This is a genomic window from Agarivorans gilvus (assembly GCF_001420915.1).
Taxonomy (GTDB): Bacteria; Pseudomonadota; Gammaproteobacteria; order Enterobacterales; family Celerinatantimonadaceae; genus Agarivorans; species Agarivorans gilvus.
This window is the reverse complement of record NZ_CP013021.1, coordinates 1974523-1987094: the sequence shown is the minus strand read 5'-3', so window position 1 is coordinate 1987094 and position 12572 is coordinate 1974523. Positions and strand designations below refer to the sequence as shown.

Annotated in this window: 19 protein-coding genes; 12 read left to right on the top strand and 7 right to left on the bottom strand. The window is 45.9% G+C overall.

The window, feature by feature from the left end; genetic code table 11:
- Positions 1-24: 24 nt before the first annotated feature.
- The 6 genes from AR383_RS09335 to AR383_RS09310 all read right to left on the bottom strand — a co-directional run bounded on the left by AR383_RS09335 (position 25) and on the right by AR383_RS09310 (position 4679).
- The gene (locus AR383_RS09335; protein WP_055732890.1) at positions 25-333 is read right to left on the bottom strand and encodes a hypothetical protein; all 309 of its coding nucleotides are present in this window, start codon (positions 331-333) and stop codon (positions 25-27) included.
- On the bottom strand, positions 330-623 hold the full coding sequence (locus tag AR383_RS21520) for a DUF5675 family protein (protein ID WP_257720941.1): 294 nt from the start codon (positions 621-623) through the stop codon (positions 330-332). The genes AR383_RS09335 and AR383_RS21520 overlap by 4 nt, the downstream gene beginning before the upstream one ends.
- A 293-nt stretch (positions 624-916) precedes the next feature.
- Entirely contained in the window at positions 917-3148 is a 2232-nt protein-coding gene (locus AR383_RS09325) for a tetratricopeptide repeat protein (protein WP_055732889.1), read from the bottom strand.
- Positions 3149-3290: 142 nt separating this feature from the next.
- Positions 3291-3695: a hypothetical protein gene (locus AR383_RS09320; protein WP_055732888.1), complete on the bottom strand. Its 405-nt coding sequence runs from the start codon at positions 3693-3695 to the stop codon at positions 3291-3293.
- Positions 3692-4132 carry a hypothetical protein gene (locus AR383_RS09315; protein WP_055732887.1) on the bottom strand — a complete coding sequence of 147 codons (441 nt, stop codon included), beginning with the start codon at positions 4130-4132 and terminating at the stop codon, positions 3692-3694. Before AR383_RS09315 ends, AR383_RS09320 begins: the two co-directional genes overlap by 4 nt.
- A 133-nt stretch (positions 4133-4265) precedes the next feature.
- Positions 4266-4679 carry a helix-turn-helix domain-containing protein gene (locus tag AR383_RS09310; protein ID WP_157051690.1) on the bottom strand — a complete coding sequence of 138 codons (414 nt, stop codon included), beginning with the start codon at positions 4677-4679 and terminating at the stop codon, positions 4266-4268.
- Positions 4680-4793: 114 nt separating this feature from the next.
- Here AR383_RS09310 and AR383_RS09305 point away from each other — a divergent pair, with 114 nt between their 5' ends.
- From AR383_RS09305 to AR383_RS09250, 12 genes are all read left to right on the top strand, one after another.
- The gene (locus tag AR383_RS09305) at positions 4794-5075 is read left to right on the top strand and encodes a helix-turn-helix domain-containing protein (RefSeq protein WP_055732885.1); all 282 of its coding nucleotides are present in this window, start codon (positions 4794-4796) and stop codon (positions 5073-5075) included.
- A 68-nt stretch (positions 5076-5143) separates the two neighbouring features.
- Positions 5144-5638, top strand: coding sequence for a hypothetical protein (locus AR383_RS09300; protein WP_055732884.1), 495 nt, complete (start codon positions 5144-5146; stop codon positions 5636-5638).
- The gene (locus AR383_RS09295; protein WP_055732883.1) at positions 5635-5940 is read left to right on the top strand and encodes a helix-turn-helix domain-containing protein; all 306 of its coding nucleotides are present in this window, start codon (positions 5635-5637) and stop codon (positions 5938-5940) included. Before AR383_RS09300 ends, AR383_RS09295 begins: the two co-directional genes overlap by 4 nt.
- 7 nt (positions 5941-5947) lie before the next feature.
- Entirely contained in the window at positions 5948-6865 is a 918-nt protein-coding gene (locus AR383_RS09290) for a hypothetical protein (protein WP_055732882.1), read from the top strand.
- On the top strand, positions 6858-7955 hold the full coding sequence (locus tag AR383_RS09285; protein WP_055732881.1) for a hypothetical protein: 1098 nt from the start codon (positions 6858-6860) through the stop codon (positions 7953-7955). The genes AR383_RS09290 and AR383_RS09285 overlap by 8 nt, the downstream gene beginning before the upstream one ends.
- Positions 7898-8605: a hypothetical protein gene (locus AR383_RS09280; protein WP_055732880.1), complete on the top strand. Its 708-nt coding sequence runs from the start codon at positions 7898-7900 to the stop codon at positions 8603-8605. Before AR383_RS09285 ends, AR383_RS09280 begins: the two co-directional genes overlap by 58 nt.
- Positions 8606-8617: 12 nt before the next feature.
- Complete coding sequence (locus AR383_RS09275; RefSeq protein ID WP_055732879.1) at positions 8618-9754, top strand: ExeA family protein; 1137 nt, start codon at positions 8618-8620, stop codon at positions 9752-9754.
- 1 nt (position 9755) lies between these two features.
- Positions 9756-9944, top strand: coding sequence for a hypothetical protein (locus tag AR383_RS09270; protein WP_055732878.1), 189 nt, complete (start codon positions 9756-9758; stop codon positions 9942-9944).
- 52 nt (positions 9945-9996) lie between these two features.
- A complete protein-coding gene (locus AR383_RS09265; RefSeq protein ID WP_055732877.1) occupies positions 9997-10269 on the top strand; it encodes a hypothetical protein in 273 nt (90 codons plus the stop codon).
- Positions 10259-10876, top strand: a complete 618-nt coding sequence (locus AR383_RS09260) for a DUF3164 family protein (protein WP_055732876.1) — start codon at positions 10259-10261, stop codon at positions 10874-10876. Before AR383_RS09265 ends, AR383_RS09260 begins: the two co-directional genes overlap by 11 nt.
- A gap of 8 nt (positions 10877-10884) precedes the next feature.
- Positions 10885-11511, top strand: a complete 627-nt coding sequence (locus AR383_RS09255; RefSeq protein WP_055732875.1) for a gp16 family protein — start codon at positions 10885-10887, stop codon at positions 11509-11511.
- Positions 11511-11882, top strand: coding sequence for a Mor transcription activator family protein (locus AR383_RS09250; RefSeq protein ID WP_055732874.1), 372 nt, complete (start codon positions 11511-11513; stop codon positions 11880-11882). Before AR383_RS09255 ends, AR383_RS09250 begins: the two co-directional genes overlap by 1 nt.
- Positions 11883-12144: 262 nt before the next feature.
- On the opposite strand, the gene AR383_RS09240 is transcribed toward AR383_RS09250, so the two are convergent.
- Positions 12145-12543, bottom strand: coding sequence for a hypothetical protein (locus AR383_RS09240; RefSeq protein ID WP_055732872.1), 399 nt, complete (start codon positions 12541-12543; stop codon positions 12145-12147).
- Between the last annotated feature and the right edge of the window lie 29 nt (positions 12544-12572).

Sequence of the window (12572 nt, the reverse complement as noted above, 5' to 3'; positions counted from 1 at the left end):
AATTTAAGGCCCCGAGTAAGGGCGCTAAGATTGCGGGCATGTTGTGCCTCCTGGTTGGTTAAGTGATTGGCGAATACGTTGGCGGCATTGGGCGGCGGTAAGCCCTAGTTCTCGGGCTTTAAGTACCTCAATGTCTAGTGGGGTAACGCTGTGCCAGCCTTGGCGGTGGCTTATATCGTGCAGTGGGCATTGCTTAGGCCGCTGTACCTGGCCTAGGCCGCGTAGTTGCTTTAGCTCGGCCTCTAGGCGGTCAATCACGCCACGCTGATAATGGCGCTTAGAGCCCACAAAGCCTGCTGGCGCTGGGTGAATTAAGCCGTTGGTGATGCTCATGAGCCAATCTCCAACCACGCTTGCTGGCCGTGGATGTAGCTTTTGAACAGTTCGCAGGCATGGCGGCTATTAAGCACCGCCCATTCACCATTTAACACGCCCCATTTTTCGCCCAGGGCAATACAGCCCTCTAGTTGGCTGGCAAGGTTGGCGGGGTGAATCAAAATATGGGTGCGTAGTATGCCGCTGTGGTCGTGGCTTATACCTAAGGTGGGCGCACTTAAGCCCAGGCATTCGCCAAACTTAGGCGAGTTAACCGGCACGATTTTATAGGTGCCCTCGGGATACAACTTATAGAAGGCTGATTGTTGAGCCAGGGGCGCTCTACGCTTACCGCTAGCGGCGTACCGCAAGGGCTAAACAGTTGGCCAAAGGTGCCGTGGCTAAAATAATGGCGGACTAACTTGTAGGGTTGTTCCATGTCGCAATGCTTTGTTTAAAAAAGATGTAAGGCATTGTGCGACGATGGTGGGAGAGTTGATTTTAAAGGGGTTTAGAGATTGATATTTAATATTATTTAGGTAGCGGCAATATTGTTATCTGTAAAGTGCACCTAAATAAAGTATTTCATGTGCTAAAGTTTTTAGCACATTGGCACATATTTTAACTGGAAGGAGTTTTTTTCTGAGAGAACGGCCCTTTTGAGCTTGATTTTTTCTTGATGCGGACTCCTCTTTGAATTTAGTGTGTGAATGATTTCTTTAATAAGATCAAACTTACTTTGAGGGAACTTATATCCCAGTGTAACCGCGACTATTGATGCGTTAACTTTACTATCATCAAAATCAACGGTATTACGGTCTTCGAAGTAAAGCTTATCTTTTTTGTACGATAAAAGCCTGACTTCTTTTTCGTATTCCCATTCATGATTTTTTGTGAGTAGAAACTGGTTGAAGATATACTTATTCCGATTCATGTTTCTTTTTTGAGGAGGGTTGTAGCTGACCTTTTCTATACCAGTAGCTTTTGGTAAATCCCCTTTAAATCGATATTCAACCATCATCCCTTCATGATTAAGCGTGTAATGAGACCACATTAACATAGAGTTACTGTTGTTAGAAAAAGAACAAACTCGAAAGTTTTTATCCATTAGGCTGGTTTCTCCAATGCCTTCAAGTTCAGGCATCTCAATGGGGTCGTTTAGTTGGTGTTTTGATGGTAGGTAAAAATACTGATTAACCAATGCATCTAATGTGTTGATATTTAATGGGTAATATTTGTACAGGTGCGAGGGCTTTTCGGTGGTATGGACTTTTAGACTAAATGACTCGACAAGTTTTTCGTTGAATTTATTTCTTAAACTTTTATATCGATTTTCTTCTATATTAATTCCTAACCGTTGCGCGGTATCAAGATAGTTATAAATTACATGTTCATAAAACTCCTTATGTAATTCCATCAGTTCAAGTGAATTCTGGTAATAACTTAATGCCTCTTCGAGCGTGCCTTTGCACCGCAAGGCATTACCCATTAAATTGGTAGTTGCTATCGTTGGTGAGTTATGGTCATGGTAATTTTCAAGAGCTTTTATAGCTTCGTTATAGTTCTTTTTTTGGATTTCCATTGCACAATAACTAGTAATGTCGTTATAGGTGGCTTTATGGCTTTCAATACTTTTTAGCAATGAGTTTATTTGAGTGTTTCGATAGTTGACTTCCCAGTCGTTCTCTAGAGATGACAATAAGTTGTTCAATCTATTATATAGATAATGCTCTGATAGATCGTAGTCATTGAGTAGGCGTTGAACTATCTCGTATTCCCATTTAGATTCAATGTTGTCATTAGGCGTTTGGGTCCTCATAATCCAAATGTAGTAATTAATTGTTAAGGCTTTATGTAAGCACTCTGTATCAATATCCCTATTGATTATTAGGTTGTGTTTTGCGAGAAATTTAGTTGATTCACTCGGTTTATGGCCCAGTTCCATTTTTGCTAGCTGGTGAATTAGATGCGTTTTAACGCCCTTTTGTACTAAGCTAACGTTTTCTCCTTCAAATATTTTAATGACTTCAGCATACTCTTGTGCTTTAAATGCAATTTCCATCAGAGTACTCTTACTGTAGGTGTCTTCACTGTTCGCTTTTAACTTGATATATAGTTCATATATTGCCTTATGATCATCAAATAAAAAACTGATGGCTTGAAAAGAAAAGAGTTTGGAGGCAGCTAGCTCACGAGAAATAAGACCATGGTTAAGGTATAGCTTTAATACAATAGGATCTGCAATTTCAGTATTTTTTATTAAGGATATACCTTGTTCATATTGTTTTTCATAATAGCAAGCTAACGCAAGCAGGTCTTTGCAATGTTCTTTATATTTATAACGTTCATCATCAATCACAGAGAAGAGCAGACTCCAGTCGTTATCTGGACTTAGCTTGTTAAAGTTTAATTCCCAACCTATGAAGTACCGATTAATCAACTCAAAATTATCGACGCTGTAGCTTCTGGAAAGTGCAGCGAAGAAATGGTCATTCTGTTTCGTTTGCGTAAATAATCCCCATCTTGCCCGAAGGTTTGATTCATCTTGAGAAATCGCTTCTTGAAAGTAAATTCTGGCAATATTAATGTCTAGAATAGTGTTGTAGATAGAAGCCGCGATTTCACCAAGGTAAGTGTAAGCTTGACTTAGAGAACTTTGTTTTTCAATAATCTTGTTTAAGGTACTAGAGGTGTCGTCTCGCCTCGAATCCTGCAAAAAGTACAGATAGCCTAAATACTTTTCGTTGGAGTGTTGTTCACTCTCATCATGTAGAAATTCCAGCTTAGAATATTTTTTGTTTCTTAGGTGTTGCTTTAATTGTAGTTCATCCATAAAAAACCTTATTTAGAAAGATGGTGATGAAAGGTGCTTTCTTGATAATAACTAATGAAAAAAATAAGATTTACTTAGCGCTGAGGACTAATAAATTATTAACTTGTGGTGAGCTAGTATATTTATTCGTTTTTCTTGGTGCTTAATTCCAACCACTAACGCGACCATTTTTAAAGGTAATAATTTGAGCGCCATTTCGCCCACGGTCGTACACCCAATGGGTGGAGCTTACTCCATCGGCAACACTGGTCTTTTTCTTGGTTGGTTTCCCCCATGAGTACTCAACCTGCTTTGGGCTCATTCCGATCATGATCTGGTTTTTTTCAATTGCGGTTCGGTATTTAGATTGACGGACTAAATCACCACGATTTTCGCGGGCGTCGTGACTCGCAAGAGAATTTTTAGCTTGCTCAACGTTAACCACTTTACTAGACGTATTCTTACACGGTGTTTGCTGAAAAGTATTATCACCGCATTGGTAAATAGTGGCGCTTGCCTGTGCGGTTAACCCCAAACCAATGAACAGTGCGATTAAACTTTGCTTCATGATTTTTCTTCACCTGCTGTGAGTAGTTGTTCAAGCAAAAAAGCTTTGGCTTTGTAGAAATCTGTTTCGAGGATGTTTTTGTAACGGGCGGTGTCTGGAATATTAATGGCGCAGCAATGGTCGTTGAGTTGGTCCCATACTTCGTAACTTGGCAGTTTAGCCAGGGTGCAAAGTTGGCTCACTAAGCTTTTAAGCTCTTGGCCTTGGCTATTGGAAATCTTGGGGGCGTGCAGGCGCGGGTCGCTGTGTAATACATGTACATGCTTGGATTGGTCGATACTACCAATGGAAATCGAACCGCTGTTGTTTTCGATTATGCTGTTACGCTTCTTAGAAACCAAGGTGGCCAGTTTTTGCGGCAAGCTGCTTTTAGTAGGCGCTAGCTTTTCTCCCACCCGATTGAAGACCTCTTCGAGTTGTTTGGTTTTCTGATCCATACCTCATCCTTGGATATTACCAGTAGTGCTAAGTCTGCGTTTAGTTACCTATTGTGGCCGTCTGACGGCCATCTGTTTTTTCAACTCATTGTTTTATATTGTTTTTGTTTTTAATACGGCCGTTTGACGGCCATTAAGCTACATTGAGCTTCTGTTCAAATTTGCTAACAAAGTCCAGTATGTTATTTGCTGATAGTTCTTCTTCTTGTAAGAACTCGTAAATCTCTTTGGCCAGTTCCTTGGCTATGTCTGCGGTTAATTGCTCTCGTGCGTTGAGCTTATCGGCAAACTTAAATACCCAATCGTAGGCCTCAAACACTAATTCACTGTTAGCCGTTGTGGAACGGATCCCCAATACGATGTATTGCACATCGGCACCTTGCTCTCCCCAGGCTTCAAGCACCTTCAAATTGGGGCTAGCGGAGCCTTTTTCCCAACTTTGTTGGGAGCGCAAAGAGGCTTCGCCAAGGTTTGCAAATTCTGTTTGCGACAAACCTAAACGCGTGCGTTCCTCACGAATACGTGATCCATGTGAATTATTCTGCATATTTTAACTTGACTGCGCAGAATTCTGCGCATAGTCTAAACCTGTATCAACTTAGTGTTTAGTTTCCGTGCGCCACACATTAACTAAACGTAACTAACAAAAGGGTAATTTAGCATGAACGCTCAAGAGATTAAAACCAGCCTATATCAAAAAGGCTTTACTTTAGGCATGTTAGCCGAAGCCACCGACACTACCGCTTCGTCTTTCTCTGCGGTTATTCACCGAAAAAGCCACAGCCAACGCATCGCCAACATTATTAGCAAGGCACTGGATTGTGCCGTTGAAGATGTTTTCCCTGACATTCCTGAATACAGCCTTAGCCATATTAAGCCCCCTCGTAATTCGCTAAAACGCGCGGAAAAAATAGCCGCCTTACAGCAACGGCTTGCCAGTTAAGCCTAGGCCTTGGTGCGGCTTCTAAGCCAGTGACACTTTTAGAAAACTAACAGGAGACGGAATTTCAAATGCCACGAATCAATTGGAAAAAACATTATCCGCATAGCTTACGCCATGCTTTGCAACTGACTAAAGAATACGGCAAACAGCGCCGCTTAAGCGTGGAGCGGATTGCCGATCAACTGGGTAAGAGCAGTGATTCGCTCTACAAATATTTAAGCGACGCCAGCATGCCAGTGAACCAGCTGATTGCCTTTGAGAGTGTATGCGGTGCGCCCATCGTTACCCAGTACCTTGCCCACAGCCAGGGCTACTTATTGGTGCCCATGCCTACGGGGCGCAAGGCCGAACATTTAGAGCTGAGCGAACTGAACATTTTTGCTAATGAAGCTCTGATTGCCTTAGCCCGTTGTTACGAGGGCAGCGCAGAGGTGGAGCAAACCCGCGATCGCTTAATGAAGTTGATTGAAGAGCTGGCCTATCAGCGCGAAGAAGTGAACCACCAACGCCAACCAGACTTAGGCGATTTAGCCATGCGCAACGGTGAGGAGGTGATTCGATGAGTGCCTACCTAAGCGAGCAAGTGCAGCGAACCTTTGCAGTGGTAGAGGCTTTGGCGGGTAAAGAGCTTAGCGGTGCTAGCCCTAAAGAACTCAGCCGAGGCTTAACACTCAGCCCCAGCCACATCACCCGTACTTTAGCCAATCTTGAGCATGCCGGATGGGCAGAGCGTTGCCCCAACGATGAAACGCGCTGGCGCTTGGCGGCTAAACCCGTGCAAATCGCTAACACCGTAAGAGATAACCTAGGCCGCGAGCAACAGAAGCTGGCGCAGACCATTCACAACTATTCCATTATGAGGTAATCCCGCTGTGGCAGATAAACAACTCACTATAAGCAAGGCGCAGCAGCAAGAGGTATATAAGGCAGAAGCGCTAGTACAAGAAAAAGCCGAAGTGCTAAAGCTGCTAGGCCAGTTAGAAGCGTTTAACTTTCAGTCCAAAATGGGTGAGCTGGCAGTGTTACGCATTGCTCAGCAGTTAAAGGAAGGTAAGCACTATTTAGGTTTGCCCTATACCGATGAACAGGGCGAAACCCAGTTAACCCAAAGCTGGGAAGACTGCAGTAAGTTTCTTTTAGGCATAGCCCCTAAGGCTATTAATGAGAAGCTACAAAATCTAGAACAGTTTGGCGAAGATTTTTATCAAGCCTCTAAAAAAGTAGGCATTGGCCAAAAGGACTTGCGCCAACTACGCAAGCTACCCGATGAACAGCGCCAAGCCTTGGTGGATAAAACCCTTGAAGGGGCGAACAAGGACGAAATTAAGGCGCTAATTGTTGATTTAACCGAGCAAGCCGAGAGCGAGAAACAAGCGCTGCAGCAGCAACTAGCCGACAGCCAAGCCGATTTAGAAGCATCACGCGAGCTGGCCGCCGATAAGCAGCAAGAGATTGACGCGCTTAAGCAGCGTAAGTTTAAGCAGGCTGCGTGGGAGCAAGAGCTGGAAGATCTCACCATGGCGATTACGGGTGCGCGCACCTTGTTGGCTCAAGGCGTGGCGCAGCTAAACGAATTAGGTAATACCCTGTTGGCCATGGGCGGTGTAGATGAACGCGCCAGAGAAATGGCCAGTGAGCGCTTAGCCGAAGTAGTGCTTGAGTTAGGCAGTTTGGCGGTAAACCAGAATCAACAGCTAGAGCAAGACTTTGCCATTGCCCGCGAGTCGGTGCTACGCAAAGCCCTAGAACAAGGCCAAGACATCGCCATGTTGGAGGTTGCCGATGAATAAGCAACTGTTACATAACTATGCGCAGCGTTTAAACCAAGCCGGGCATGGCCAAAAAGGCAGCATTATTAAAGCGGCTCTGAATGAATTTGGGGTAAGCCGTGACACCCTATACCGCGAGCTACATAAGGTGGGCTGGTGTAGCGGTCGTAAGCAGCGCAAAGATGCGGGCAGCACCACCATGAGTGATGAAACCATTGCTATGGCTGGCGCGATGTTGGCCACGGGAGCCAGAGCCAACGGTAAACAAATTATGGATACCACCACGGCTCGCAGCGTGTTGGTGGCCAATGGCCATAGCTGTTTAAGTGCTAGCTCATTACGCCGAGTGCTTAAGGCGAATCACCTTAATGTGGCCAGCCTGCGAACCGTGACCGCACATACTCAATTGCGCAGCCTGCGACCTAATCATGTGCATTTACTCGACCCTTCACTCTGTGTGCTGTATTACCCGCCAGGCGGCAAAGGCAAACGCCAAAAATATGCCGATTTGGATGAGTTTTACAAAAATAAACCAGAGAACATCGAGAAGATTAAGCACTTGCGGGTGTGGCGTTATGTATTGGTGGATCACTACAGCGGCTTAATCAAAATTCGTTATTTTGAGGCAGCCGGTGAAAGCCAAGCGCTTAACTACCAGTTTTTGCTTTGGGCATGGCAGCAGATTGGCCTATGCCAGTTGCTCTACACCGATAAAGGTAGCGCTAACCAAGGCCAGGGCATCATTAATTTTACCCAAAGCCTGAAGGTGGAATTAATTACCCACGAGGCTAAAAACGCCCGCGCTAAAGGGGCGGTGGAAGTGGCCAACAATATTGTTGAAAAAGCCTTCGAGAGCCGCATTTTGCTAGAGCCAGTAAACAGTGTGGCTGAGTTAAATGCCAGCGTGGAGGCTTGGCAAGATGCCTATAACGCCAACCTCGTGCCTGGTTACTGCTCGTTACATACCCGCCACAAGAAGCCGCGCTTAAGTGTGTGGCAGCAAATTTTGCGACCCGAAAACCAGCAGCATTATCGCTTACTCCCCCTGCAGAGGTGTGCAGTTATTTACTGCGTAAAGAACCGCAACTGCGCACGGTTAAGCCGAACCTGACCATTACCATTGATCACCCCGTTGCTGGCCGCTCGCTACCTTATGACGTGGCCGATTTAAAGGGCATTTATGTTGGCCTAAAGGTAAAAGTGTCGCCCTTATTGGTGGGCACTAATGCGGCGGTACTGGTTGGTATAAGCATGCCTGAGGGTTTGATGTGGCATGAGGTGACTCCATTGGCGGTGGATGAAGCGGGCTTCCGCATTGATGCACCGGTGATTGGTGAAGCGCATAAAGCTAAAGCCGACACCGCTGTAGATACTGCCCGCAAAGAGGCAGAACGCGCCGCTTACCCTGGCATGAGCGATGAAGAGATCAAAAAGGCTAAGCAGAAAAAAGCCGTGCCCTTTAATGGCAGCTTAAATGCCCATTCTCACCTTAAAGACATTAACCAACCCGCTGCGATGAAACCCCAAGGTGAACAAGTTGAAGTGCCCGAGTTTACTCAGCCTAAGCTTGCCCCCGTGATGCTGGACAACTTGAGCCTGCGCAAGCGCGTTAGCGAGGCGCTACATCGCCCCTTAGACGCCCCCGAAGCGGCCTTCTTGCGTGAGCTGGGCGAGGTAGATGAAAGTGAGTTAACCGGGATTATTGAGCAAGTTGCCCAGGGCATTAAGGCTTCTGAGAGCCCATTACGAGCAGTGAATTAGAGGGAGTTAAGTGTGAGTGATGTTTTGGCCTTGGGCCAACTGTTAAGTGAGTTACCGATTAGCCAGGCGTGTGTAGCAAAAACCATGGGTATTAGCCCAGCAGGCCTGAGCAAAATTATTAACAAAAACGAGTGGCCAGTGCGAGCCAATGCCAAGCGCCTAAAGGCCTTAGCCGAGCAAGCATTGAAAGAAGCAGGCGCTAAGCCCGCACAGCTAAAAGGAATTTGGGCACCGATTGCGGAGCCTGTTGTTGAAGATGATGAAGAATGTTGGGAGCCAGAAATGCTAACCGAGCAAGCAAAACAGTTTTTTAAGTTAAGCCGTGACCCGTTTCAAAATGAAATTGGTGGTGAACAAGATGTGTTTTTGAACCGCCAGAACCGCAATCTATTAGAGGAAATTACCACAGCGGCTAGCGCTGGCAGCATGTTGGCGGTGATTGGTGAATGTGGCAGTGGCAAAACCATTCTTAAACATTTGTTTCTGCATCGTATGGCGCAAAATAACCGCGATTTGGTGATTATTGAGCCGCGCCGCATTGACCGTAAGAAGATCACCGCCGAGGGCATTAGTGCGGCCATTTGCCGCAAGCTGCAGATTAACTGCGCTGGCATGAATGGCGAAGAACGCGACGCCAAAATTGAAGATGCGCTGATTGAAAGCACCGAGAACGGCCACCGCCATGTGCTGATTATTGATGAGGCCCACGACTTAACCCGTGATGTGATCAAACTGATTAAGCGGGTGTGGGAACTCACCAGCGGTTTTCAACGGGTGATGGGCGTGGTGTTGATTGGCCAACCCGAGCTTCGCCATAAGTTGGCGGGTGATTACGTGCGTGAATTTACCCTGCGTTGTGCTCAATACCAGGTTGCGCCCTTGGGCTTTGATATTCCTGCCTATGTTACCCATAAGTTTGCCCGCCTGGGCATGGATGTAAGCCGCATGTTTGAGGAAGACGCACTTAAAACTATTCGTGGTAAGTGCCTGTTAACGCGGCGCTTAGGCCTTAATTCGGCAAACGCTGAGGAAATTGAAGATCGCTCTTATCCCTTAACGGTGAATAACGTGGTGATTCGAGCATTAAACATTGCCGCGCAAATTGGTGAGCCGGTGATTACTGAAAAACTCATGCTCCAGGAGGTGTGACATGACAGCGAGTAACGATGCAATAACCGAACGTTTGAGCAGGGCGCTAAATGCGGTGAAGGGTTTAGATGCGCTGGGCTTAAAAATAAATGGCATGCAACTGGGGAATGCGCGTCCGCGCATTCAAATAGAACGGCCACCAAAGCACTTGGCCCCAAAGGAGCCGAAGCGATTACTACCCGCTGCCTAGGCGGCGACCCGCAACGCATTTTGGCGGCGATATACAAAGGATGTTTAGTGGAATGGAGAGCCTAGCAATGCCGCTGCAAGTACAGGAGTTGGATTTTGAACACGCGGGTGGAAATTTACTTTTCGGCCTAAGCGCTGAGTGCGTGTGCTGTGGCCGCGAAGAACGGGTGCAAGCTGAGGATGCGTTTTCTCAAGATGGGGCTATGCGAGTGCTTCACCTACGCGGCTGGCGCAGAGTGTTAAGCCGTAATGAGGATAACACCGTGGCATGTCCCCGCTGTGTGGCTGAATTAATTAAGATAAGTGAGGAATGCAATGAACAATGAACAAACACCCGCGGGTTACCGGACCAACGCAGCTGGCCATTTGGTACCAGAGAGCCAAATTAAAGCGGTAGACCTAGTTCGGGACGAACTGGTTTGCAACATGGTGGAAGAAGCCATGTTGCTACAGCAAGGCTTGGCGGCGTTTAAAGCTAAGTATATGGCTGAGATTACCGATTTTGTAGACGTGAGCGCGGCTGAGCATAATGTGAAGTTTGGCGGTGCCAAGGGTAATGTGTCGTTGTTGAGCTATGACGGTAAGTTTAAGGTCCAACGCGCTATTGGAGAACATCGGGTGTTTGATGAGCGCATTCTGGCGGCCAAGGCGCTACTAGACCAGTGCATTGAGCGTTGGTGTGCCGACGGTGCCAACGACAATATTCGCGCCTTGGTAGAGCACGCCTTTCGAGTGAATAAACAAGGCCATATTGATGTGAATGAGGTGCTAGGCCTACGCCAGTTAAGCATTGATGATGAAGAGTGGAAGGCGGCAATGGATGCGCTGGCTGACTCGATTCAAGTGACCGGTACCAGCAGTTATTTGCGCCTGTATAAGCGTGATAATAACGGCAAGTATCAGCAGTTCCCGCTTGATATTAGCAAGCTTTAGGGGGCGGCATGAGCAAGATTGGTTATCGCCCGAAGGGCTGGTACATCAAGGTAATTAATGTAGCCAAAACCCAGTTGACCATGGATGAAGACAGCTACCGCAGCAACTTAATGCAGCTGACAGGTAAAGCCTCTTTAAAGGAGATGGCGATCCCCGAGTTGGTGACGGTGCTTTCATTCATGCAGCGCCATGGTTTTAAGCTTCAAGCGACAAATAAGAAAGCCAAGCCAATGGCAACGCCTCAGCTTCAAAAACTTAAGCAGGTGTGGGTAAGCCTGGCCCACCTAAACTGCCTACGTGATAAAAGTGACGCTGCTTTTGAAGCTTGGGCGCTAACGGCAGCTAAACGTTTGCTGCCACAACCCGTTGATAGCCTGCAATGGTTACCGCGTGGCGTGGTGCATCAATTGATTGAGCAAATAAAGCAATGGCATCGCCGTGAGTTACTTAAGGTTGTGCCCGAAATGGCACAGCGTTTACCTAGCGCTGCCTATATAAAGGAAGACATTGGCGAAATTGATTGGATTCAACATGAGGTATTGGAGAATTTGAGCAAGGTGAGCCAAGCGGATTTAGAACGCGCTTACCAGAGCTTGAGCAAAATCCTTTCCTTATATAAGGAAGGAGCATATTAATGAACATCGATAAGCTAATCGCTGAGGACTTAAAAGAGCGTACTGCTACTTTTTTATTGGATATACAGGCGCACCTTTGCGAGGGCTTAACGAACATGACCACGCTCAGTGAAGAGCAGGCTTCGGAACTGGCCAACAGCGTGGTTGACCACATTCGTAAAGCTTACGGAGGCGAAACGCTTTACATCCCCAAAGGCAAAGAACTGGAAACTGCCTTACTACACCACTCAATATTCCGTGAATTTAATGGCCGCAACCATAAAGCTCTAGCCAAAAAATATGGCGTATCGGAGCAATGGGTTTATTCGGTAACCAAACAAATGCAGAAGCGCATCAAAGACAAAATGCAGTTAGGGTTGTTTGGGGAGTAGTAAAAAGCACGTTCTCAGATGTTGCGTGCTTCATGCTTTAAATCTTTTCTGTTGACAGTCTTAAAGTGAATCCAGTTTGTAGCGCCGCGTATAAATAATATACGAAATTGGCGATTCAATCTCACGGACAGAACTTTACTTCGTCCGGTGGCTTGCAGCATTTTGATCTCGTATTCGGTATGTTGAGAACCGTTCCTTTGCACATCATTAATTATTTCCTGTTCTTTCAAACAGAGTTTGTCACTTAGTTTCACCATGCCGATTATTCTTTGGCTGTTGAATAGGCCTTATCTATTTCCTGCTTTAACCTTAAATATTCATGCTCGGAGTTTTTATTAAAAGCTATTATTGTACTCTGCAATCCGCGGCCAAATACGATAACTTTGGTACAGCCTTCAGTTAAGGCGTTTGAGAGTGCATACATATTATCGAAATTATCTAAGACTCTTATTTCTGATATTGCATTTAAATTGATGTATAGAGTGTAATCTAGAGGAGCTGTATCGGTGCAAATACCAGTAGTAGGCAGTCCCGCAAATAAACTATTTGCAACACTGGCGGCTGTCGTTGTATCACTTGTTATATCTGGGATATTTCCTTGGACACTATCATCATACTGATAGGTAACAATATCAGCATTTTTTTCAATTTTTATGATCATCAATAATTACTCATGCTTGATTTGGAATG

Coding starts and splice junctions, on each gene's coding strand:
- AR383_RS09310 (WP_157051690.1), bottom strand. CDS start 4,679: ATGCAGAATAATTCACATGGATCACGTATTCGTGAGGAACGCACGCGT.
- AR383_RS09285 (WP_055732881.1), top strand. CDS start 6,858: ATGAATAAGCAACTGTTACATAACTATGCGCAGCGTTTAAACCAAGCC.
- AR383_RS09265 (WP_055732877.1), top strand. CDS start 9,997: ATGGAGAGCCTAGCAATGCCGCTGCAAGTACAGGAGTTGGATTTTGAA.
- AR383_RS09255 (WP_055732875.1), top strand. CDS start 10,885: ATGAGCAAGATTGGTTATCGCCCGAAGGGCTGGTACATCAAGGTAATT.
- AR383_RS09300 (WP_055732884.1), top strand. CDS start 5,144: ATGCCACGAATCAATTGGAAAAAACATTATCCGCATAGCTTACGCCAT.
- AR383_RS09315 (WP_055732887.1), bottom strand. CDS start 4,132: ATGGATCAGAAAACCAAACAACTCGAAGAGGTCTTCAATCGGGTGGGA.
- AR383_RS09335 (WP_055732890.1), bottom strand. CDS start 333: ATGAGCATCACCAACGGCTTAATTCACCCAGCGCCAGCAGGCTTTGTG.
- AR383_RS09270 (WP_055732878.1), top strand. CDS start 9,756: ATGACAGCGAGTAACGATGCAATAACCGAACGTTTGAGCAGGGCGCTA.
- AR383_RS09305 (WP_055732885.1), top strand. CDS start 4,794: ATGAACGCTCAAGAGATTAAAACCAGCCTATATCAAAAAGGCTTTACT.
- AR383_RS09250 (WP_055732874.1), top strand. CDS start 11,511: ATGAACATCGATAAGCTAATCGCTGAGGACTTAAAAGAGCGTACTGCT.
- AR383_RS09320 (WP_055732888.1), bottom strand. CDS start 3,695: ATGAAGCAAAGTTTAATCGCACTGTTCATTGGTTTGGGGTTAACCGCA.
- AR383_RS09240 (WP_055732872.1), bottom strand. CDS start 12,543: ATGATCATAAAAATTGAAAAAAATGCTGATATTGTTACCTATCAGTAT.
- AR383_RS09260 (WP_055732876.1), top strand. CDS start 10,259: ATGAACAATGAACAAACACCCGCGGGTTACCGGACCAACGCAGCTGGC.
- AR383_RS09295 (WP_055732883.1), top strand. CDS start 5,635: ATGAGTGCCTACCTAAGCGAGCAAGTGCAGCGAACCTTTGCAGTGGTA.
- AR383_RS09325 (WP_055732889.1), bottom strand. CDS start 3,148: ATGGATGAACTACAATTAAAGCAACACCTAAGAAACAAAAAATATTCT.